This is a genomic window from Huintestinicola sp. (assembly GCF_050874005.1).
GTDB lineage: Bacteria > Bacillota > Clostridia > Oscillospirales > Ruminococcaceae > Huintestinicola.
Genome location: NZ_JBNMJV010000025.1, coordinates 13767 through 35292, shown reverse-complemented (window position 1 = coordinate 35292; position 21526 = coordinate 13767). Strand labels below are relative to the sequence as shown.

At 47.0% G+C, this 21526-nt stretch carries 22 protein-coding genes; 12 read left to right on the top strand and 10 right to left on the bottom strand.

The genetic code is table 11. The features are described from left to right. Positions 1-36: 36 nt before the first annotated feature. Positions 37-2346, bottom strand: coding sequence for a PEP/pyruvate-binding domain-containing protein (locus ACR0QN_RS09305; RefSeq protein WP_432650937.1), 2310 nt, complete (start codon positions 2344-2346; stop codon positions 37-39). A gap of 122 nt (positions 2347-2468) precedes the next feature. Next, on the bottom strand, positions 2469-3047 hold the full coding sequence (locus tag ACR0QN_RS09300) for a TetR/AcrR family transcriptional regulator (RefSeq protein WP_432650936.1): 579 nt from the start codon (positions 3045-3047) through the stop codon (positions 2469-2471). Between the two features lie 192 nt (positions 3048-3239). Here ACR0QN_RS09300 and ACR0QN_RS09295 point away from each other — a divergent pair, with 192 nt between their 5' ends. From ACR0QN_RS09295 to ACR0QN_RS09255, 9 genes are all read left to right on the top strand, one after another. Next, complete coding sequence (locus ACR0QN_RS09295; protein ID WP_432650935.1) at positions 3240-4616, top strand: D-alanyl-D-alanine carboxypeptidase family protein; 1377 nt, start codon at positions 3240-3242, stop codon at positions 4614-4616. 24 nt (positions 4617-4640) lie between these two features. Next, entirely contained in the window at positions 4641-5909 is a 1269-nt protein-coding gene (locus ACR0QN_RS09290; RefSeq protein ID WP_432650934.1) for a hypothetical protein, read from the top strand. A 27-nt stretch (positions 5910-5936) separates the two neighbouring features. Continuing rightward, a complete protein-coding gene (locus tag ACR0QN_RS09285) occupies positions 5937-7094 on the top strand; it encodes a glycoside hydrolase family 5 protein (RefSeq protein WP_432650933.1) in 1158 nt (385 codons plus the stop codon). A gap of 1 nt (position 7095) precedes the next feature. After that, positions 7096-7902 carry an alpha/beta hydrolase gene (locus ACR0QN_RS09280; protein ID WP_432650932.1) on the top strand — a complete coding sequence of 269 codons (807 nt, stop codon included), beginning with the start codon at positions 7096-7098 and terminating at the stop codon, positions 7900-7902. 182 nt (positions 7903-8084) lie between these two features. Next, the gene (locus ACR0QN_RS09275) at positions 8085-9335 is read left to right on the top strand and encodes a hypothetical protein (protein WP_432650931.1); all 1251 of its coding nucleotides are present in this window, start codon (positions 8085-8087) and stop codon (positions 9333-9335) included. 24 nt (positions 9336-9359) lie between these two features. Next, on the top strand, positions 9360-10598 hold the full coding sequence (locus ACR0QN_RS09270) for a hypothetical protein (protein WP_432650930.1): 1239 nt from the start codon (positions 9360-9362) through the stop codon (positions 10596-10598). Positions 10599-10730: 132 nt separating this feature from the next. Beyond that, positions 10731-10901 (top strand): DUF1540 domain-containing protein, encoded by a 171-nt coding sequence (locus ACR0QN_RS09265; RefSeq protein ID WP_432650929.1) that lies wholly within the window; start codon positions 10731-10733, stop codon positions 10899-10901. Between the two features lie 349 nt (positions 10902-11250). Further along, positions 11251-11475, top strand: coding sequence for a DUF3343 domain-containing protein (locus ACR0QN_RS09260; protein ID WP_432650928.1), 225 nt, complete (start codon positions 11251-11253; stop codon positions 11473-11475). A gap of 116 nt (positions 11476-11591) precedes the next feature. Then, positions 11592-12743 (top strand): aminotransferase class V-fold PLP-dependent enzyme, encoded by a 1152-nt coding sequence (locus ACR0QN_RS09255; RefSeq protein WP_432650927.1) that lies wholly within the window; start codon positions 11592-11594, stop codon positions 12741-12743. A gap of 499 nt (positions 12744-13242) precedes the next feature. On the opposite strand, the gene ACR0QN_RS09250 is transcribed toward ACR0QN_RS09255, so the two are convergent. Beyond that, positions 13243-13746: a hypothetical protein gene (locus ACR0QN_RS09250; protein ID WP_432650926.1), complete on the bottom strand. Its 504-nt coding sequence runs from the start codon at positions 13744-13746 to the stop codon at positions 13243-13245. A 306-nt stretch (positions 13747-14052) separates the two neighbouring features. On the opposite strand from ACR0QN_RS09250, the gene ACR0QN_RS09245 reads away from it, so the two are divergent. Next, a complete protein-coding gene (locus ACR0QN_RS09245) occupies positions 14053-15447 on the top strand; it encodes an ABC transporter substrate-binding protein (protein WP_432650925.1) in 1395 nt (464 codons plus the stop codon). 76 nt (positions 15448-15523) lie between these two features. On the opposite strand, the gene ACR0QN_RS09240 is transcribed toward ACR0QN_RS09245, so the two are convergent. The 5 genes from ACR0QN_RS09240 to ACR0QN_RS09220 form a co-directional block, all read right to left on the bottom strand. Further along, positions 15524-15754 (bottom strand): permease of phosphate ABC transporter, encoded by a 231-nt coding sequence (locus ACR0QN_RS09240; RefSeq protein ID WP_432650924.1) that lies wholly within the window; start codon positions 15752-15754, stop codon positions 15524-15526. A 28-nt stretch (positions 15755-15782) separates the two neighbouring features. Further along, the gene (locus tag ACR0QN_RS09235; RefSeq protein WP_432650923.1) at positions 15783-16124 is read right to left on the bottom strand and encodes a phenylpyruvate tautomerase MIF-related protein; all 342 of its coding nucleotides are present in this window, start codon (positions 16122-16124) and stop codon (positions 15783-15785) included. A gap of 339 nt (positions 16125-16463) precedes the next feature. Next, entirely contained in the window at positions 16464-16880 is a 417-nt protein-coding gene (locus tag ACR0QN_RS09230) for an immunoglobulin-like domain-containing protein (protein ID WP_432650922.1), read from the bottom strand. A 36-nt stretch (positions 16881-16916) separates the two neighbouring features. Then, positions 16917-17150 (bottom strand): hypothetical protein, encoded by a 234-nt coding sequence (locus ACR0QN_RS09225; RefSeq protein ID WP_432650921.1) that lies wholly within the window; start codon positions 17148-17150, stop codon positions 16917-16919. 49 nt (positions 17151-17199) lie between these two features. Beyond that, complete coding sequence (locus tag ACR0QN_RS09220) at positions 17200-17973, bottom strand: winged helix-turn-helix domain-containing protein (RefSeq protein ID WP_432650920.1); 774 nt, start codon at positions 17971-17973, stop codon at positions 17200-17202. 262 nt (positions 17974-18235) lie between these two features. On the opposite strand from ACR0QN_RS09220, the gene ACR0QN_RS09215 reads away from it, so the two are divergent. Next, positions 18236-18712: an RNA polymerase sigma factor gene (locus ACR0QN_RS09215; protein ID WP_432650919.1), complete on the top strand. Its 477-nt coding sequence runs from the start codon at positions 18236-18238 to the stop codon at positions 18710-18712. Between the two features lies 1 nt (position 18713). After that, a complete protein-coding gene (locus tag ACR0QN_RS09210) occupies positions 18714-19769 on the top strand; it encodes a hypothetical protein (protein WP_432650918.1) in 1056 nt (351 codons plus the stop codon). Between the two features lie 59 nt (positions 19770-19828). On the opposite strand, the gene ACR0QN_RS09205 is transcribed toward ACR0QN_RS09210, so the two are convergent. Next, positions 19829-20866 carry a hypothetical protein gene (locus ACR0QN_RS09205; protein WP_432650917.1) on the bottom strand — a complete coding sequence of 346 codons (1038 nt, stop codon included), beginning with the start codon at positions 20864-20866 and terminating at the stop codon, positions 19829-19831. Between the two features lie 115 nt (positions 20867-20981). Continuing rightward, positions 20982-21224 (bottom strand): 30S ribosomal protein S20, encoded by a 243-nt coding sequence (gene rpsT / locus ACR0QN_RS09200; RefSeq protein ID WP_432650916.1) that lies wholly within the window; start codon positions 21222-21224, stop codon positions 20982-20984. Positions 21225-21526 lie beyond the last annotated feature (302 nt).

Here is a 21526-nt window from a genome sequence, read left to right as displayed (position 1 = left end):
CTCGGTAACGATAGAAATATTTAATTTTTGATACGGTCACTCATTTATGACCGTCACAGTCCCCCTCGCACCGTCCACCGTAACCATATCACCCGTCTTTAAAACAGTAGTCGCATTTCCGCAGCCCACCACCGCAGGTATGCCGAATTCCCTCGCCACAATAGCAGCGTGGGAAAGAGGAGCGCCGATATCGGTAATAATAGCCGCCGCTCTTGGAAAAACCACCGTCCAGCCGATGTTCGTAGCAGGAGCCGCAAGGATTTCTCCGGGAAGAAGCTCTTCGGCGCAGTCCGAGTTGAAAATGACCCTTACCCGACCCGTAACAACTCCTGCCGCTCCCGGAAAGCCCTTGATATCTGCCGAAAGAACGCAGCCCGAATTTTTCTCCGAATAGAGATCACGCCGCCTGTTCTCGTCCGAAAGCCATTTTTCCGGCTCAAATCTGCCATAAATAAGGTTCGGGAATGGTGGATAGGAAAGATATTTTTCATAATTTTCCCGTCTTTCGGGAATATGTGCCAAAGCGCTCCTGTCACCCTTCAGAAGCCCCATTACCTCGGTAAAATACAGCATAAAAATATCCTCGCCTATGCCGTTTATCTCACCGACCCTGAGCAGAAATTCCCTCATTATGCAGAAAAGCTTCACGCCCTTGTTCCGCACCTCTTCACGGGAACGGTTAGCCTCCTTAAAGCTTCGGAGCATTTTGTCAAGCCACTTTGCCTTTCGGGGGAACTGCTCCTTGAATTTGCAGACCGCCTCATTATAATGCCGCTCCTGCTCCGCCCGCATTTTATGTACATCTATCCCCGACCGCAAATGCTCCTCTATGATATTGTCGGGGAATTTCCTGTCCTCATAGGGATAAGGAGCGGAAAGCTCCATCTCATTCACGTGCCTGTGACCGCAAAGTCTCACGTATTCCTCCCGTGACATATCCCCTCTTATAACGTCCTCAAGCAGCAATAGGGGCTTCATACTGTCAAGAGTTCCTGCGCCGCCCGAGCAAAGCTCATTTGCCAGCTCCTCTCCGCAGATGTCCGATAAACGCTTTTTCGTGCCGAAAAGAGGAAAAATATTCACTCCCCTCATTATCGCCCCCAGAGCATTTGACATAAATTCATTGCCCTTTGTGACCCAGAAATCGAACAAAGCCTTGTTGTCGGGGAGACGGCGTATCTCATTTATCAGCTCGTCGGCAATTTCGATCATTCGCTCCTTAAATTCACGCTTATCCTTGCGGCTCGTCTTATTTTTGCCCCCCGAAAGGAAAAGCTTCCTCATTTTCCTCTTGAAATTTTTCCTGTCAAAGGGAAATACGGGAACGCTCACACCCTCGGGCAATTCCCCGGCAATTTCCCTTATCATTCTGAAAGCCGACTCTTCCTTTGCACCCATAGCCACTATAAGCGAGCATATAACGCTGAGATTTGCATAAGGCTGACCGCATACATTGTCGATAAAGCAGGGCATACCAAGTGCGCCGCATATTATCTCCAGCACGCTGAACGTAACAGGAGAAACAGGCCGCATAAATATCTCGCCCACATTGGTTTTCGACAGCAGATATTCCCCCGAAAGACTTCCGTTTACCTTAAAGCTGTCCCTGTCCATACGTTTAAGGGACGTAATGGGACGAGCCTGCAAAATATACACCTTTCCTCCCGATACCGCCCATTCAATGTCCATAGGTTTTCCGTACCCGTCTCTTATTCGTTCGCAGTATTTAAAAAGCCCCTTTGCATACCGTTCAAATTCCTTATTTCCCTTGTAGGAAAATTTCATAGCGTCAAAGGAAAACTCCTCGGCATTTTTCTCACCCGAAACAAGAGCCTCACCCTCACCCCTTACGTAATTTCCCTGCATAACCGCAGCGCTGCCGCTGATGGGGTCGGAAGTAAATACCACCCCCGCAAATTCGGGTCTCACAAACCGCTGTATCACCACCGCAATGCCGCCGCTTTCCGCTCCCGAGATTTCCGCATATTTCTTCACACGCAGACTGTCAGCCGAAGCTGTGACCCGTTTCACCGCAGAAATAATGTCCTCACACCTTACATCTGTTACCGTCTCGTAAGCCCCCGCAAAAGAAGCATTGTCCCCGTCCTCGCATAATGCCGAGGAGCGCACCGCATATGTGTGCTTGCCCGAAAGTTTTGAGATAAGCGCTTCAAGTTCCCCCATAGCCCCGGGAATTATCTCCCCTTCAAATGCATTCGCTGTGATAACATACCCCTCGGGAACGGGCATACCCATTTTTGTGAGCCTCGCCAGAGAAGCACCCTTTCCGCCGCATACAGCGGCCACCTCTTCCGGAATATCCTTAAACGAAAATATGTATCTCATATTTATGACCTTTCCTTTCCTGAGAGTTTTGGTGGTTATGGCAATTAAAAATTGCCGTCAGCAAATCTTTGGCGTCAGCCAAAGAAACAAAACTCGGTTTGAAAATCTTTGATTTTCAAACTTCACTCCCCCAAAAGCATATCTATCCGCATATCAATAAACCTGTGAAGCTGCTCCCTGTCCCGAAGGTCAAACCCCGAAAACCCGGAAAAATCATCAAGCCTGTAAATAACCAGCTGCATCATACTTGAAAGCTCATATGCAATGACCCTGCATTCCTCCTCGGTTCTCCGCCCGCCGAAATGCGCCCGTATAAAAGGCAGGCTTGACGGCTCTTTTGAAAGGTCTCTGTGCAGCAGCACATATCCCGTCACCGCCTTTGTGAATTTGTACTCCTTTATGAGAAACTCCGCCACCTCATAATGCATTCTCCGAAGCTTTTCTTTCGGGAAAAGCTCCGAGCCGATAATGCTTTTTATCCTCGGGTCATCTTTGTAGTCCCTTTCGTTTCGGGAAAACGCTTCAAAAAGCAAAGCCTCCCTCGAGCCAAAGCAGTAGTTTATCATAGACAGCCTTACCCCTGCCCGCTCCGCAATAGCCCTTGATGTGACCTCCGAACCGTCATTACATTCGTCCATAAGCTCCGCCGCCGCATTTATAAGCTTTTCCTTGGTGATACCAAGTTTTTCTTCCTTTTTCATAATGCGCCTCCAATTATTGAACACGTTCAATTTTTATCAGTATAACATATACAAACCTGCCTGTCAATACCCGTTTAATTTTTCCTGTAAAAAAATCAAAAAAGCACTTCCATTTTCCGCAGGGATTTGGTATAATATAAGAGTGTAGACTTTTACAGCCAAAAAATATGAACGAAAGGAACAGATAAAAAAATGACATTCTGCAAAAAACGCACCGCTCCGCTGCTTATAGCCGCCATATTGCTTATGAGTATGCTGTGTACGCTGTTTTCGGTATCTTCCTCGGCAATAACCTTCACGCCGAATTTCACCATCTCCAGCGAAGCGGCGGTAATGATAAATCTTGACAAGGACGCTGTTGTATATACCAAAAATGCGGATAAGAAAATGTACCCCGCCTCCCTCACCAAAATAATGACCGCAATGATCGTCCTCGACAACGTGAGCGATCTTGACAATACATATTTTGAAGCCCCCCTTGCTGTATTCGACGAGCTTTACGGACAGAATGCCTCTGCGGTGGGACTTGAACGTGGAGAGGTAGTGTCCGTCACCGACCTGCTCTATTCCCTTATGCTGAAATCTGCCTGCGAATCTGCAGGAGTGCTTGCCTATCACGTAGGCGGCGAAAGCACCGCCAATTTCGTGGATATGATGAACGCCAAGGCAAAGGAAATAGGCTGCACAGGCACCAATTTCGTAAACCCCCACGGACTTTACGACGATAAGCAGTACACCAACGCAAACGATATGGCTCTCATAGCAAAATACGCAGTTGAGAATTACCCCAAGCTTGTGGAAATAGCCACCACCCCCGAATATGAAATGCACGCCACCAACGTCCACAGCGAAGGCTGGGCGCATATTTACCACACAAACAGTATGTTAAACCGCTCCAGCAGCTATTATTATCAGTACGCCAAGGGCTTTAAAACGGGAACACTTGACGAATCGGGCAGAAACCTTGTGACCCTCGGTTCAAGAGACGGAAACAATTATCTTCTCGTCACAATGGGCTCACCGATGTACGATGAAAACGGCGAGTCGGTATATCACCATTACGATGACCATAAAATGCTCTACGAATGGGCATTCGAGAATTTTGAATACAAGCAGATAGTCCAGTCCAATCAGGAGATAACCGAGCTTCAGGTAAAATTCGGCGAAAGCAGCGATTTTGTCCGTCTCGTCACCTCCGAAAGCTACAGCTGTATGTGGCTGAAAACCATAGACACCTCCCGTCTTACGGAAAAAATAACCATAGACGAAAGTCTCCTGAACGAAGACGGCACCGTCACCGCTCCCATATCCAAGGGACAGGTCTTCGGTACATATTCCCTCTCAATGTCGGGAGAAGAGGTCTGCTCCATTCCCCTTGCGGCGCAGGACGATGTAACGCTTTCACAGCTTGCCTACAGCTGGGATAAGGCAAAGCAGTTCATATCCTCGGGCTGGTTCGTAGCCGCCGCTGCCATAGCCGCCGCCCTTATAGTCATCTATGCAATAATCTTTGCGGTGTCGAAGAAGAAAAAGAAGCACAGACGGGTCAAGAGAAAGAGAAAATTCTGATGAAAAGCTAAGGAGAGTCAGGCAATGTCCCGAAGAATAAAAAAGGCTCTATATCCCCTGCTTGCGGCAGTTATGACAGCTGCCGCCGCAGGGGCTTTCTGCCTTTTTTCGGCAGACCCTGCCGAAAACGGGCGTGCGCTCATATATTTTACGGAAACAAATCCCACAGAGGGCGTTGTAAATACCGAGGTCACAAGAAGCGTTTCAGCCTTCCGGAAAGCCGTCACAGAAGAAGATTTTCTCAAACGTGCAGGAGCAGCATCGGGACTTTCCGCCGAGGAGCTTAAAGCCTCCCTGTCGGTGGAAAGACTTGACAGCAGCTCGGGAGCGGAAATAATTTTAAGGGACCTTTCCTCCCCCTCCGAAGCCCCCATAATACTTATAAATATCATATGCTTTGCGGAGCAATGCGAAGATATCCCCCCTTTTGAGGTCATATCCTACTACGATATGCCCCATACTCCCCAAATCCCTTATATCCCCATAGTCCTTTCCGCAGGACTTGCGGCAGGACTTGTCTGCTTCCTGTTTATGTCGGGTTCAGGCAATGAAAAACACGAGCGATACCGCCCCGAAAAAGCGGATACTGAAAATGATTATCAGTATGCCCTCTCAATGCAGGAGTATATCGAGGACGCCTGCCGTTCATCTGTAAATTTGGGCGAACTGCCCCTTTCCGCTCCCGAGGGTCTGGAAAAAAGCGGATATAAGGAAGCCGCCGGCCAGCTTATTTCCGCAAGCGGCAGCACTCCCCCGAGAGTCATAGCCATAGCCCCCGACTTCCGCTCCCCGGGAGCGGAAATATCTCCCGTTACAAAAATAACCGCCTACCTTGCCTGCGCTTTAGCGGAAAACGGACACCGCACAGCGGTAATTGACTGTCGCCTCCAAAAGCCCGAAACAGCAAGATTTTTCAAGATAACTCCCAAGGGCAGACTTGCGGATATCATCTCGGGAAACTGTACCATATGGGACGCTCTCACCATAAACGCAAGAAAGGGCGTAGACATCATTGCCGACAGCAAAAGCATTTCCTCACCCGTTGCGGTTTTCTCCTCACCCGCATATGAACAGCTTATTGAATACCTTTCCGCCCAGTATGATGTGATACTTCTCTGCGCCCCTAAAGCCTGGGACTGCCCCGAATGGGAGCTTGTGACAAAAAGCTGCACAGGCATAGTTATGATATGCGGAGAGGAGGCTATGCGCCCCGAGACAGCTAAGGGAATACTTGGCTTTAAGCAGGGCTTTACTGCCCTTTGCTCTGTAAAAAAACAGCAGAAGGAAAAATGATCATAAACAGGAAAGGACGATCAGGGAATGAACGCAGTATCCGAACTTTCAAAGCTTATCGCCTGTCTGCTGTCAGCAGCAATAATGTCCGCCTGCACAGGAGCAGTACAGCCGTCAGATGAACAGACCTATTCGGATAGCCAAGCAGTTTCAGCAGAATTCCGCACCGCTTCGGAAATAGTTTCGGATATGAAAATAGGCTGGAATTTAGGCAATACTCTTGACGTATGCGCCGCCGACAGAGACGGTGACGGGATAGTAAACGAAGTTCCCGAAAACGGAAAAGTTGACGAAACTCTCTGGGGCAACCCCATGACGGACAAAGCCCTCTTTGAAGCCCTGAAAGCAGAGGGGATAAACGCCGTAAGAATACCCGTTACCTGGCGTGACCATCTGGGAGAAGCCCCCGACTACAAAATAGACGAAGAGTGGCTTGACAGAGTGCAGGAGGTAGTGGACTACGCCATAGACCTTGATATGTACGTCATAATCAACATTCACCACGACGGTGGCGACGACGCCAAATTCGGCGCCTGGGTAAGGACCGCCGCCGAAGATTACGACGGATTTGCACAAAAATACACCGCCCTCTGGAAGCAGATATGCGACCGCTTCGGGGACTATCCCGACCGCCTTATTTTCGAGAGCGCCAATGAAATAGGCTTTGATAGCCTTCCCTCGGACAAAGCATACGAGCTTCTGGGAAAAATAAACAGCCTCTTTACCGAGACCGTCCGTGCAAGCGGCAAAAACAACGGCAGCCGTGCCCTCCTTATCGCAGGCTACTGGACAGATATCGCCAAGACCTGCGACCCACGCTTCACTCTCCCCGAGGACGATAACATTATCCTCTCCGTCCATTACTACACCCCCTGGGAGTTCTGCATCACCAACAAGCAGAAGACCTGGGGCACCGACAGCGATATAAAGCTGCTCAAGGATAAAATGTACCTGCTCAAGAAGAATTTCGTTGACAAAGGCGTTCCCGTTATAATCGGAGAATACGGCTTCTGCATACAAAACTCAGAGGAGAGCTGCCTGAAATTTGCCAAAACGGTTTCCGAGACCTGTTATGATATGGGAATACGAACCTTCCTCTGGGACAACGGCGAGGTGTTCGACCGTGAAAATCACAAATGGAGAGTTGAGGGCTTAGGCGAAGCTCTCAGAGAAAGCGTGGAATGATATGAAAACTTTCATAGTAAACCTTGACCCCCCCTATAAAAAAGCAGGACTTTCGGGTGAGGGACTTTCCCCCTCGCTCACCTGCATTATCCACGATACAGACCCGGACAGAAAATTCCCCGCCCTCATAGCCGTCCCCGGGGGAAGCTATGAGCATTGTTCAAAAAGGGAAGGGGAACCCTGCGCCGCAAGGTGGTATTCCCACGGCTATAACGGCTTTGTACTTGAGTACAGCTGCGTGGATAAACCCTTTCCCACCGCCCTTTTAGAACTTGCGGCGGCTGTGTCATATATACGAAAAAATGCCGACGAGCTTTCCTGCGACGGCAGGATAATACTCTGCGGCTTTTCCGCAGGCGGACATCTCTGCGCCAGCCTCGGCGTGCACTCAGAGCGTTATGCAGAGCTTTTTACGGAAAATATCCGCCCCGATAAAATGATACTCTGCTACCCCGTTATCACAGCAGGAAAATACACCCACCCCCTGTCCGCCAAAAATATAGCCCCCACCGAGGAGCTCAAAGCCCTTGCTTCTCTCGAGAACCACGTCTCGGAAAACACTCCACCCGCATTCATATGGCACTGCGCCGATGATAATGTTGTCCCTGTACAAAACAGCCTGATGTTCGCCGCTGCCCTGTCGGAGAAAAAGGTCCCCTATGAGCTTCACATTTTCCCCAAAGGCGGTCACGGAATTGCAATGTGCGACACAACCACCATAAAAAATAACGACCCCCGATATATAAATCCGGTTGCCGCAGAATGGTTTGACCTTGCTCTCCGCTGGGCGCAAGGGCTTGAGCAATAATCAATTCTTTATTATTTATTCTTTATTATTTAAATTACAGTTCCCCGCAATTATCGTATATTGCAGAATAGTATCCGGAAATTTTGTGCTATTTGCATATTGACATTTGTAAACATTTGTGCTATAATATAATAAAGTCTCAGCACATATGAGCGAGATGTGCTTCTGAAAGGACAAAACCAATGAAACATAATAATCTCACAGCCCTTATATTCTCCGCCGCCTTGCTTCTCACCGCCTGCAAAGCCGAAAAAGCCTCCCTTTCCCCCTATGAGCAGTATTCCCATACCGCCGATAATTTCGGCTCGGAAATAGTTATGAGTACCTTTGCGGAAAACTTCGGCAGTACAAATGTAATGTCGGCGGAAAACAGCGAAAAGTTCCGAGCCGCCGTAAGTGATATCCGCATAAACAACAGCCGCATTGCCCTGCCTGTTCTGGTCTGCGACCTGCCCGAAGGCTTTTTGGTGCAGTACGGAAAGGGCGAAAGGTTTGATAACGACTATATGTATTTTGAGGGCGAGCTTATCTTCGGCGGCGAACGGCTTGAAACGGGTGACGGCGGCGCAATTATTAAGGGCGGTGAAAAGCTTGCCGACCTTACAATTCTCAAAGGCAGCGGAATGAGCGAGACTGAGGGAGTTATCTTCTCAATGACCATCTCCTCGGACACCTGCAAATGGAGCGTCGGCGAAGCGGATATATGCAGTCCCACAGAGCTTGAACGTATATTCGGCACTCCCTCTGCCGCCGAAAACCTATCGGACGAAAATATCCCCGACCTTTTCTATGTATCGGACAGCGGCGAATTTGCACGGTTTATGCCCTATATCTCCGCCGTGATGATAACCTCCCCGGACTGCACCCGCCTTGAGGAAAACAAAGCCCTCTGTGAATATGTTCCGTACAATGATTTTGACAATATGACCGACCTTCCGCCCCTGACGGGTGAAAAGAAAAAATTTGAAGGCTCATCCGTACTAAGTGCTCCCGCAGTTACAATAGGCGATATTTCCTGTCAGCCGTTAATTCCCGTAAATAGTCTTGACGGGGATATGGGGCTTATCTTACGGGAGACCGCTCCCATTGACGGCACGGATAATATCTACGACCAATATATCCTGCTTTATAAGGGCAGATATTTCGGTGAGGTGAGGGCAATGAGGGATCCCGACCTTCCTGCGGAGGACGGCGTGATATATGCCTGGTATCTTACAGCCGGGGAAAATCTCCCCTGCGACGCTTCTCTTGGGGGAATTCCTGTCTCCCAGGACACCGAAAGCCTTGCCGCATATTTTGAAAACAGCGAGCTTAAAGAGGACGGCAGCCTTGTGATGTACGATATCTGCGAGGTTGATGGTCAGGAATTCTGCGTTTTCTATTCACGAAGCAGCGGCGTATCCGCCCTTATCACCGAACCCGTAAGCAACTGATACTATTCATAGGAAGGAACAAAAATGAATAAGAAAAAAGTACTGCAAATTATTGCCCTCATATTGTTTGCCCTGTTCTTTATCCCTCTGCCGTTTAAAGCACCGCCTTCCTCGGTGTATGAAAAATATGCTTATGTATCGGACAATTTCGGCTCGGATACAGTTGAAAAAATTCTTGGAAAAAAGTTTGGGGTCTCCTCGGAAACAATGAACGCCGAAAACAGCGAAAAGCTCAGAAGTGCCATTCACGATATTCGCATAAACAACAGCCGCATTGCCCTGCCCCTTATGATATGCGACCTGCCCGAGGGCTTCTCGGTAATTTACGGCGATGAATACAAGCTTGACGGCTATGATTTTTCTATGTTTACGGGAGTGCTTGCCTTCGGTGAAAGCGAGCTTGGAGATGTGTACATTGCCCGCCGAAGGGGCGTTTCCGAGGAAGAGGGCGTTATCGTTGGTATGATGATAAGCTCAGGCAGCTGTAAATGGAGTCTGGGAGAAGCCCAAAGCAGCGATATAAAAATGCTGGAAAACGCCTTCGGCAAGCCTTCCATAACGGAAGCCGATGTCTCCGGATACGGCTTATCATATTCCTACGTTACCGACAGCGGAGAGGTGGCAATGTTCATTCCGATAATAAACAACGCAGTTATATTTGCGTTAAACTGCACAGAACTTGAGGAAAACAAAGCCCTATGCGAATATGTTCCCTATGACGATTTTGCGGGAATGACCGACCTGCCGCACCTTTCGGGTGAAAAGGTGGAATTTGACGAGGCGGCTGCCTTTTCGGACAATGCTGTGGTCATAGGAGATCTTTCCTTTCCTGCAAACACACCCATCAGCTTTTTTGAAGACACTGACATATCCCTTGTATACTGCGAGACCAGGCCTTATGAGGGAGTGAATGTGCATAACGCTGACATCCTTGTTCACGACGGCTATCTGGTTTTATACAAGGGGCGGTATGTGGGGGTATGTCAGACCGTCAGACAGGAGGAGGAGAGTGCGGAAAATGCTCCCATCTGTCTATGGAGGTTACTTGACAGAGAGTCTCTTCCCTGTGATGTCTCCCTTGTAGGTATTCCTGCTTCGCAGACCAATGAAAGCCTTGAACAGCACCTTATCTCTGACTTCGGTGACGAGGAAAGCGGTAAGCTGGGGACTGAAGGATTATATGAAGCAGACGGGGAGCTCTATTATGTTGCCTACATTCGCAGCAGCAACGGCTACTCTTCTCTTCTGACAGACAAATACTGATTTTTCAAAATTTTTCCGAGTATCATAAAACCTTTTTCCGAAAATAATAGTATTACGCCGATGTGCAGTAAGCTTTGTTTGCAAGGCTCACTGCACATCTGACGATAATATATATTTTCGGAGGAAAAGGAAATGACAAAGAATTCTTCTATCAAGTGCGATGTATCAAGCTGCAAGTACAATCTTGCAAACGAGCATTACTGCTCTCTCGAGACCATTAAGGTAGGCACACACGAGGCTAACCCCACCGTTCCCGAATGCACCGACTGTATGTCCTTTGTATGCAAGGGCGGCAGCCAGTAAGCGGATAAAAGAGTCTCATCTCTCCCTGCCCGGTGACAGGGAGAGATATTTTTTGATATTTAGTTAATACATAATCATTTCGGAGCATTGCTTCTTACCGATTGCACTTTCAGAGCGAAGTTTGAAGTGGAGTGAAAATCATACCCCGAGATTTTTCTCCCGGGGTATTTTTGTGTCACGCTAAACATTATTATTTATTCTTTATTTTTAAAATCGGGAACTATTTAAAGAATAAATAATAAAGAATAAAGAAAAAAGAATAAAGCTCTCTCTTGAACACAAATCGTCCCACTTGAATATAATAAACAAGACGGAGCATAAATAACCGTCAACTGAAAGGGTGATATGCGTGAATAAGCACATCATTGCTTTTGCTTCCGTGACCTATGCAAACAAGGCGAAGTCTGTATTTGAAAAATACGGCATTTCCGCAGAGGTAAAGCGCACACCGGGCAGTCTGTTCCGGGGCTGCGGCTACAGCGTTACCGTCACGGGCCGTTCCGACAGACTCGTCAAGATAATGGAGGACAACGGCATTTCATATAGATCCATTAGCAGCGTGCAGGACAACTGATACTAAAAACCCATTGAATTATGAGATGCTCTCGCCGCAAAATCTTGCGGAGATTTCTTCTCCATAATTCTAATGGTGTTTAGTATCGAACTAAAAACCGGAAGGAATGATCTTATGTGATATATTTTGACAACGCAGCCACCACATATCCGAAGCCCGAAAGCGTACGAAGAGCGGCTGCGGAGGCGATCGTAAGGTACGGCGGCAACCCCGGACGAAGCGGACACAAAATGTCAATGGACGCAGCGCAGGCTGTTTATTCTGTCCGTGAAAAGGCAGGGGAAATGTTCGGCGCCCCTCCCGAGAACGTGATATTCACCGCAAACTGCACCGAAAGCCTGAATATGGCGATAAAGGGGCTGGCAGAGCGTGACCTGCGTGAGGGCAGACCGTTTCACGTAATAATCTCCTCCTTAGAGCACAACTCTGTTTTCCGCCCTGTTCACGAGCTTACAAAACGAGGTCTTACCTACAGCATTGCCGAAGCGGCGGCGGACGATTCCGTAACGGTGCATAATTTCGAGAGCCTTGTAACTCCCGCCACCAAAGCGGTCATCTGCACCTTAGGCAGCAATGTGACCGGGCAGCTTCTCCCCTATGAGCGGATAGGCGCAATGTGCCGCAGAAAACACATCTGCTTTGTGGGAGACGGAGCGCAGGTTTGCGGAGTTATCCCCGTTGATATCAAACGGGATAATATAAACATTCTCTGTATGCCGGGGCACAAGGGTCTGTACGGCATTACGGGAACAGGACTGCTCATCACCGACGGAAAATATCCCATTTACCACATCTTGGAAGGCGGAACGGGCAGCACATCTCTCGAAGCAGAACAGACCCCGTTTCTTCCCGAGGGACTCGAAAGCGGAACCGTAAACACCGTAGGCATCGTGACTGTAGGCGCAGGGATAGACTTTATAAAACGAGTGGGAGCGGAAAGGATACATTCCCGTGAGACCGAGCTTTGCAGCCGCTTTATAGGTGCGATCGAGAACGAGAGCCGTGTCAGGATATACAGGCGGGAGCGGTGCAGCTATCTGCCCATAGTTCTTTTCAACGTGGAAGGCTCCTCACCCGAGGAAACTGCGGCATTTCTCAGCGACAGCGGCTTTGCCCTCAGAGGCGGACTTCACTGCTCGGGTCTCGCCCACCGCAGCGCAGGAACGCTTCCCGAGGGCGGCGTAAGATTTTCCCCCTCTGTTTTCAACACCGCAGCCCAGACCGATATGCTTGCAGACGCTGTAAAAAAGCTGGCTCATTCCTTATGATGGGCGGCATATATGGATAAGCAAGGCAATATAAAAAACAACGCCGCCTCATTATTTTAAATGTGGCGGCGGTCGTTTTACTCAAATTTTTTCTTGACAATAATAAAAAACTATGATATACTAAAAATAAAGAAGCAACCGTGTAGACGGTGTGCTCCCCAATTGGCTTATGTCACTAACAAGATGTTAGTAACTGACCGTTCAAGGTGCAACTTGGGCGGTCAGTCTTTTTTGTCATTTCGATATTTCAGAATATCTATGATAAGGCGAATTATGTCAACGGCAAGCGCTGACAACGCACATACTTCGATTATCGTCATACGAATTTTACACCTCCCTCCCGAGAGGATTTTGCGAGGGAAAGAGGAGACATCACCGCCTACCGTCAGAGTTTTTAACTCTTATGGCTGCTTCAGTTTTGGTACTATGTACCGATTTAATTATACATTTTCCGCCTGCGATTGTCAAATTACAATTCGGTTACAAAAACATTCTCACATCAAAAAAATGCCCCATAAAAACCTATCGGAACAAATAAGCATAGATATGAAAGAAGATACACACCTATGGATGCAGGAAGTGAGCGCTCTGCATTGTCCGTCCTGCCGCATTGCAGATAAAGTGTCAGATTGGCGGCTGTTACAATAAGAAGGTCCAGGGATAAAAGCGTCAGAAAACCGCCGCTCATTATGGAAAACAGAAAAACAAGCAAAGGATCAAGCCAGGGCAGACCGTTCCCGAGGCAGAAATTCAGCAGGAGTATCTTCCACATATCAACAGAGGAAAAGTATTTTCGGGTAATGACAAATATCACCGCCACGAAGATAACGGCAGGTAATATATTTTTCAAAAGATTTTCGGGTGCGAAAAATTTCTCCACACCCAGAGGCAGTCCCCCCGAATACCAGCAGAGAAGCCCGAATGTGACGGCTATCCCAAGAACTGTCCTGACAATAAGACCTGTTATCTGACATCTGTCCTCTTCATTTGTGTATTTCCCCATACCCGTTCCCCCTGTCTCATATAATTGTTACATATATATTAACATAATTTTTTATATTGTCAAGCAATGTTCATTTATTCATAGTTAGTCTTTGAGCGGCCTACGATCGGCACAATGAAAATCGGGATACAGGCATTTTCCTATATATGCAAACTCGAACATAATAATTGTGCAAATCTCCAAAAAATTCTCTTGGCTGTTGACTTTTTTTGAATACTATGCTATTATAAAGTAAATTAAACAGCAGATAAACTGCTTTGAGTGCAAACGATTACATACACTTGTAAAAATAAGGAGGAAATTAGTATGAATTACAAGAAAATTATAGCAGGAACAATGGCGCTTGCTCTTACAGCTTCTCTCACCGCTTGCGGAGGCGGCTCTGAGGGTACGACAGAGACCACCACAGCCGATGTGACCACCACCGCAGCTACCGAGTGGACAGGCGACAACGTTGAGGTTGAGGCTCTTGACGAGACTCTCGATGTGGACATAAACGGAAAGTCTCTCAAGTGGCTTGGAATATATGACCTTAACCCCACCAACGACTCCCCCGAAAGAAGCCCCGAGCTTGCCCTTTTTGAGGACACCTACGGCGCAAAGATAGAATATATACCCACCACCAGCGACAAGCGCTTTGAGGATCTTGCCACCAACATTATGGGCGGCACATCTCCCGACATTTTCGCATACGAGTGGAGATCCTTCCCCTGCGATATCGCAAAGGGTCAGTATCAGCCAATCGACTCTCTCGTTAACTGGGAGGATCCCAAGTGGGCAGATGTGAAGGACACCGCCGACAGCTTTATCTGGAAGGGCGAGCATTACATAGCTCCTCTGGGCTACAGCTTCAACGATACACAGGTGCTTATGTACAAAAAATCCACCATTCAGAACGAGGGCTTTGAGGATCCCTATGAGATGTACTTAAACGGCGAATGGGACTGGAACGCATTCACCGATATGATGAAGACCTTTGTTGAAAACGGCAGCAGCGACGGCACCGAAAGATTTGGTATCGGCGGCTGGTGGGCAAACGCATTCGTTTACACCGCAGGCGAAACTATGGTCACATATGACGGCACAAAGTTCGGAAACAATCTGAGAAGCGGCAAGATAGAAAAGGCTCAGGGCGTTCTTGAGGACATCTTTAAAAACAACCTTATCAAGCGTGGCTGGATAGGCGGCGAGTCTGCATTTGTGGACGACAGCCTGCTGTTCTACTCAATGGGTACCTGGGCATACAATGCAGCTGCCCTCTCCGTTCCCGACGATGAGGTACAGATAGTTCCTTTCCCCAAGGATCCCGATTCCGATAAATATTACGTTTCAAACAAGGTATTCGCATATATGTGGGTCAAGGGCTCCGAGAACGGCGACTGCGTTAAGGCTTGGCTCGACTGCAACAGGACTGTTAACTATGACGAGAAGTATGTTGAAGCCACCAAGGAAAAGTACCTTGCTAACAACCCCGGCTGGACTTCCGAAATGTATGATATCGCTATGGATTTCTACGATTCCGATAAGTTCACCCAGGCATACGATTACGGCTACGGTCTCAGCACTCTTATGTCCGACGAGGTAATGAGCGTTCTTTACGAGGGCATTGCCAACGAGCAGTTCGAGAGCTGGGTACAGGCTCGTGAGGAGTATTATCCTATCGTTGACGAGGAAATAAACGTTTATAACAACGCCGAGTAATTTCAGGTAGTGTTATTTACACGCAAATTCACAGCGCCGCCGGGTTTTCATTCCGGCGGCGCTGTTTGTTTATTGCTTAGTTCTTTTTGTTTTCATCAATAATGATCTTAACAAATTTTGTCATCTGCGGCACGTATGTAAAGCCAAACACAACGGCTGCCGCCGCCATTACCTTTTTCTTATGCTTCGGAGCAACGCTTATCCCGATAAGAACGCCTATTGCACAGAGACATAATTTCAGCAGGGCAAGGTCTTTCCAGTCGCTTTCTTTTACATACCTGTCGGCATATTCAAACAATCTGCACATAGTACTGCCTCCCTGTCACAGCGTCGTCTCAGAAATTGCTGCCGTTCCAGCCCCAGTCGGGAGTTGACATATAGCTTACATATACTCTGTCGGTGGATATGCCCAGATTGTCGAGAAGTATGCCTGTGATATTGCTTGTAAGCACGCCCAGAGCGTTTGAGGAGGCATTGCCGTATATGCTCACTTCCACCATTGCGGCAGGTTCTTCGGTGCCTTTGAAATATAGCTTATATTTGTCCTCTATGCCCACCATAAGCCAGCCCTCTGATTTTCCCGGAATAGCGGTTATGGCAAGTCCCAGAGCGGATTTGATGCTGTCGGCTTTTTCTGCGGTGACTTCAACGTTTGTTTTGATGTTTATAAATGGCATAAATTATTCCTCCCTATGATTTTTTTAACCGATGTTTTGATTTTTTATATTGATTATACCACAGAATGATATCATTTTCAATGTTCTTAATATTTATTTTACATTTGACATTTTCTTTTATTTTACGGTAATTTACATTTGAGTTCACATTACATTTTTGTTTTTTGAAAACACATTTTATCATATTTCAAATCAAAAATGAAAAAAACCGCTGTGTATACTATTTTATGTCAGGTTTGTAAAGTATAGTGCCTTTACACACGCTTATCAGGCAAGGTTTTGTCACCCATATTGAAATACGGGACAGACCGTTGTTTGTCTGTCCCGTATTTTATTGATTTAAATTGTAAAGTATGCATAATACAGCTTTTCATCATAATCGGCAGGCTTTCGGAAGTCCCTAACAGAGGTACATAATCTGTATTTTCCGACTTCAAGCACGCCGTAAAGCTCCTCCCAGTTTTGGGTCAGAGCAAAGGACTCATTTTCCGTTAATTCATAGGATATGGCTATAAACGCTATATCATCACGGAGATACGGGAGCGTTTCCCATTTGCCGTTCCGATACTGTTCAAGCGTATATGCTGCGCCGAATTCAAGGCTTCCCGTTGTCTCGGTACCGTCCCAAAGCAGCTCCAATGTCATTCCCGTAGGTGTAACGTCTTTTGCAGTGAGTGTGATACCCCATTCATCGGGGATAAGCCTGCCTTTTTCATCAAACTCGTATTCAACACCCGAAACAGTTACCTTTCCCACAGCTGCTGCCCCGTCTGCACTCAGAAAATACTTTTTCTAGCCGTTTTCTGTAAGCCAACAGTTTTTCTTCATAACGCCGTTTTTGTAGTAATAACGTTTTCCCGATCTTGTTGTCCAGCCTGTATATGCTTTTGTTTCGCCGCTATCATACCGAATGTACCTGATACCGTTCTCGGTTTCTAATGTAGCCGCTTCGGCTGATAACGGACACATTGCAATAACTGCAGCGGCAGAGATCAATGCAGCTGTTCTCCCAATGATACTTTTCATTGCAGTCCTCCAAATTCTTGCCTCTTGCTTCTGAAAAATCTTGCCTCTATTAGCTTACCGCTCTTTCCATCTTGTAGCCAACGCCGAAAACTACTTTTATGTAGCTGGGATTGTGAGGATCGGGCTCTATCTTGCTTCTTATGCGGCGGATATGCTCAACTACGGTCTTTCTTACGCAGTAGGGAGTTTCGTTCCACACCCTGCGGTAAATATCGTCAACGGTGCAGACTGCTCCGCAGTTTTCCATAAGATACTCCACTATGCCGTATTCAATGGCGGTCATTCGGATAAGATCTCCCTCTCTGAAAACCTCTCTGCGGCGGCGGTCTATACTGATGCTGCCGTTTATAAGAGTCTCGCCGTCGGCGGAGATTATGCCGCTCACTCTGTTCTGAGCGCCGATATATCTTCTGAGAAGAGAGACCACTCTTGCTTTAAACTCGAATTTTCCGAACTCGTCTGCATTCATACAAATGTCCGCTCCCTTGGCAAGCGCCATTGTGCGGTATATCTCGTCACAGCCGTCTGAAACGGTGAGAACGGGGATATCCGATGTTCTGCGCAGTTCCTCGATAAGCCCGAACTGTGGTGACACAAGTCCCCCGTCACGTATGACCATCATATGCACATCTCCCGAAATACCTGTGCTGTCGAAAATGTCACCCGATCTATGGGAGATAACGTTTATCTCCTCTCTCGAAAGCATATCCGAAAGACTCATTGCCTCTTCCCTTTTATCCTCACCATATGCTATAATAACATTCGGGCGGCTTTGTATGCCCGTTATCTCTCTTTTTGCAGCGTATATCGAACTTAATGACATAAGCTTTCCTCCTGTTCTTTTTTCGGGCTGTCTTTTTTATTATCCGCCCGTTTTTTGCTTCTGATATATAAACGATTTAAAAGGGCAAAAAATTTCACTCATTCTGTCGAATTTACATTTTATTAACATTTACCGTCATTTTGCTGTAAAACCATTTAAGAGATTTATGGAATATGCCAATGCAGATTTTGAGACTTTTTCCGTTTTTAATCTGTTATATATACAGAATGCATTCAAATCAAACTGATAAGGAGAAAACAAGATGACCGATGGGGAATTTGAAATTATAATGCGGCGGCAGATAAATTCCGTTCTGAGGCTTGCCTGCTCGTATCTGAAATGCCGTGCGGAAGCTGAGGACTGTACTCAGGAGGTTTTCTTAAAGCTGTACTGCACGGATATTTCCTTCGGTTCCGAGAAGGAGGAGCGGGCGTGGCTCCTTACGGTAACGGCGAATATCTGCAGAAACCGCCTCCGCTCCCTTTGGTTTTCAAGGCGGTCGGATATGGAAATTCCCGAGGATATGGCAGCTGATTTGCCCGAGGAGGAAAGGTCCGCCCTTGCAGAAGTTATGAAGCTGCCCGAGAAATACCGGACGCCGGTTCATCTTTTTTACTGTGAGGGATATTCGGTGAGAGAAATTTCCGGGATCACGGGGATAAAGGAGTCCACCATTCGCACACGACTACAAAGAGGACGGGAGCTTCTTCGCTTATCCGTCACGGGAAAGGAAGGATAATATGGATATAGAAAGCTACAAAAGGGCTGTGAACAAGGTTCAGGCTGATGAAGAGTGCATAAATGACATTATGTATGCCGCAAAAAATCAGACGAAAAAAGTTCGCCCAAGGGGCAAGCTCCGCCGCACATTGCCCGTAATTGCCGCTGCTGTTTTACTGCTTACGGGCTTTACGGTATACGCCGCAAACAGCGGTATATTCTCCATAATATTCGGCGGGGAAAAGGACTTCTCGCCTTTTGAAAATCTTACGGGAGAGCTTGAGGTACATTCTCTGGAAACCTACATTGACGGGCTGAAGGTCACTCCCGTTGGCTGTGCCACCGACAGCTATACGGTTTATTCGGTTTTCAGACTTGATTTTCCCGAGGCTTTGCCCGAGAGCGGGGAATATTTTGAAAATATCGAGGATGGATATGGTCATTGCGATATAAAGCTTATTGAATTATTCAAGAAATTTTCGGAAAACGGTCAGCCCTCCGGCGGCTGTATGGGAAAATATGTAAAGGGTGACGAGGACACGCTGTATTACGTTTATACGGTAAGCTGCGGAGACAAAATGAGCGGCGACATTACCCTCGATATGACCTGCCTGAACCTGACAGACGACAGCAAGGGGCTTATTAAGGACAGCATTATTTATAAAGATCCCCTGTTTTCCGCAAGCTTTACCGTAAATATTCCCGAGGTTGAAGGAGCTCAGCTTGTAACAAAGGGAACGAATATGGAGGGCTTTAATGCTAAGGTCTACCCCTGCAGCATCGTTATTGACACCTATGACTCAGCCCGGGTGAACGAGGTCTACAGAACGGGATATTTACGTCCTTACAACGAAGCGTATGTTACCCTTAAAAACGGCGAGAAGATAGATGTAACGGGAATTTCTATGAGCTACAGTCTTAACTGCAATAAGACCACAGTAAACTATAACAGCACATCTGCGGGACCGCCTGTTTACGATTACTTAAATTACAGGGGATATCTTTCATTCCCTGCCGACCCGGAGAAAATAGCTTCTCTGACTATAGGCGGCTGTACGATGTATCCCGAGGAATAACAGCATAAAAATAAACGGCAGAGGATCTCGTATCGGTGCGAAATTCTCTGCCGCTTTTTTTATTTGTTTATCTTTTCTTTGAGCTTTTTAACCTGTTCCTCGGGAATGTGAAGTATCTCGGAGATCTCTTTGTCGGTTCTGCCGTCATTGGACATTGTGGAAATGATATTTATCATATTGCGTTCACCGCCAATTTCAATGCCCTGCTCAATGCCTTCTACTCTGCCCAACTCTCTGCCCAACTCTCTGCCCTCTTCAATGCCCATCTCAATAAATCCCTGACTGATATTGCACATACCCTGAACCTCCTCATTGACCTCTCGGGTCATCTTAATATCGTAATCGCTTTGTAAGATCATCTTTTTTGCGCCGATTTCAATTTTCGGTGAAAGAAGCACAGAAAGAAGCTTTATAAGACTGTTTTCCGAGCTTACTCCGTTTCTGAAATTATCGAGACAGATCATTACAAGGGATATCATATCATAATTCTGTCTCTCACATTCCCTGTCCTCCTCCGACTTGAAGCGGATATCGCCGTAATGCTGCTTTGGAGAAAGAGAATATTCGGTAATGGTGTTTCTGTGAGCCTCATCGGGATCGGTGCATATCCACACCGAGTAGACCTTTCTCAGCCTGTCGTAATCCGAGCCTGAGAACACCTGCCCATACTGTGAGGAAATAAGCCTGCTGCAGTAGTAGATGCCCCTTTTAAGAAGCGAATATCCCGGGTCATAGTTTTTCTGGGCTTCGATGTTTATGATAAGCTCAATTGTCTGCCCGTTTCTTCCCGGGGCTTTAGCGGTGAAACGGATATCGAAAAAGCGTGCGCCCTCAGATGCGGTGGTGTCCTTGCTGTTATCCGTATGCACCACCGGCGGCAGGACATCAACGTCTACGGGAGTATCGCTTATCTCGATATCGCTTATGTACCTGATAACTTCATCAATGGTACAGTCACGATACTCGTATGCTACGCCTTTTAATATGCGTGAAGCAATTTCCTTAAGCGCAAGCACCTTTTTGCAGGCACGGTCGCAGGCGTTGTTATATCCCCCTATGGCTACGGCTTCTGATGCAAAGGTGTTTTCTGTCGGCATTTCGATCACTCCCCGTCATCTTTATTATATCGCAGTTACTCCGAGAATGTGTTAAATTTATATTAACGGAAAAGCCGCCCTGCTTTCACAGAGCGGCTTGAAGTATTTGCGATAATTACTGAGCAGCGTTGAGCTTCTTAGCGAGCTGGCTCTTCTTTCTTGCAGCCTTGTTCTTGTGCATAATGCCCTTTGCGCAAGCCTGGTCAACCTTCTTGATAGCGAGCTTGATAGCCTCGGGGGACTTCTCAGCGTCAGCAGACTTGATAACAGTCTTGAGGTTGGACTTGATCATCTTGTTTCTGAGGGTCTTTGCTGCGATAACCTTTACTCTCTTCTTAGCGGACTTAATATTAGGCATAATCATTACCTCCAAAAAATTGTTCGTGTTAGTTTATTTATTATATCGGATCGTGTGTGAATAAAAGCCATAGACACGGTGTTGGCTTTTGAGGAGCGTAATGACTTCGTTCCCTTGAGATCACGCTTTCAAATCCTGCGGAAAACGCCCACTTGTCGGCCCGAGCATTTTCAGACATAATAATATTATACCATTGGTATGACATATTTTCAATATCCATATGTGTAAAATTTTCTTATATTTATCGGAATTATTTTTAGTTATTATGCACATATTAACACTACATATAAGGAAAGCAGGTA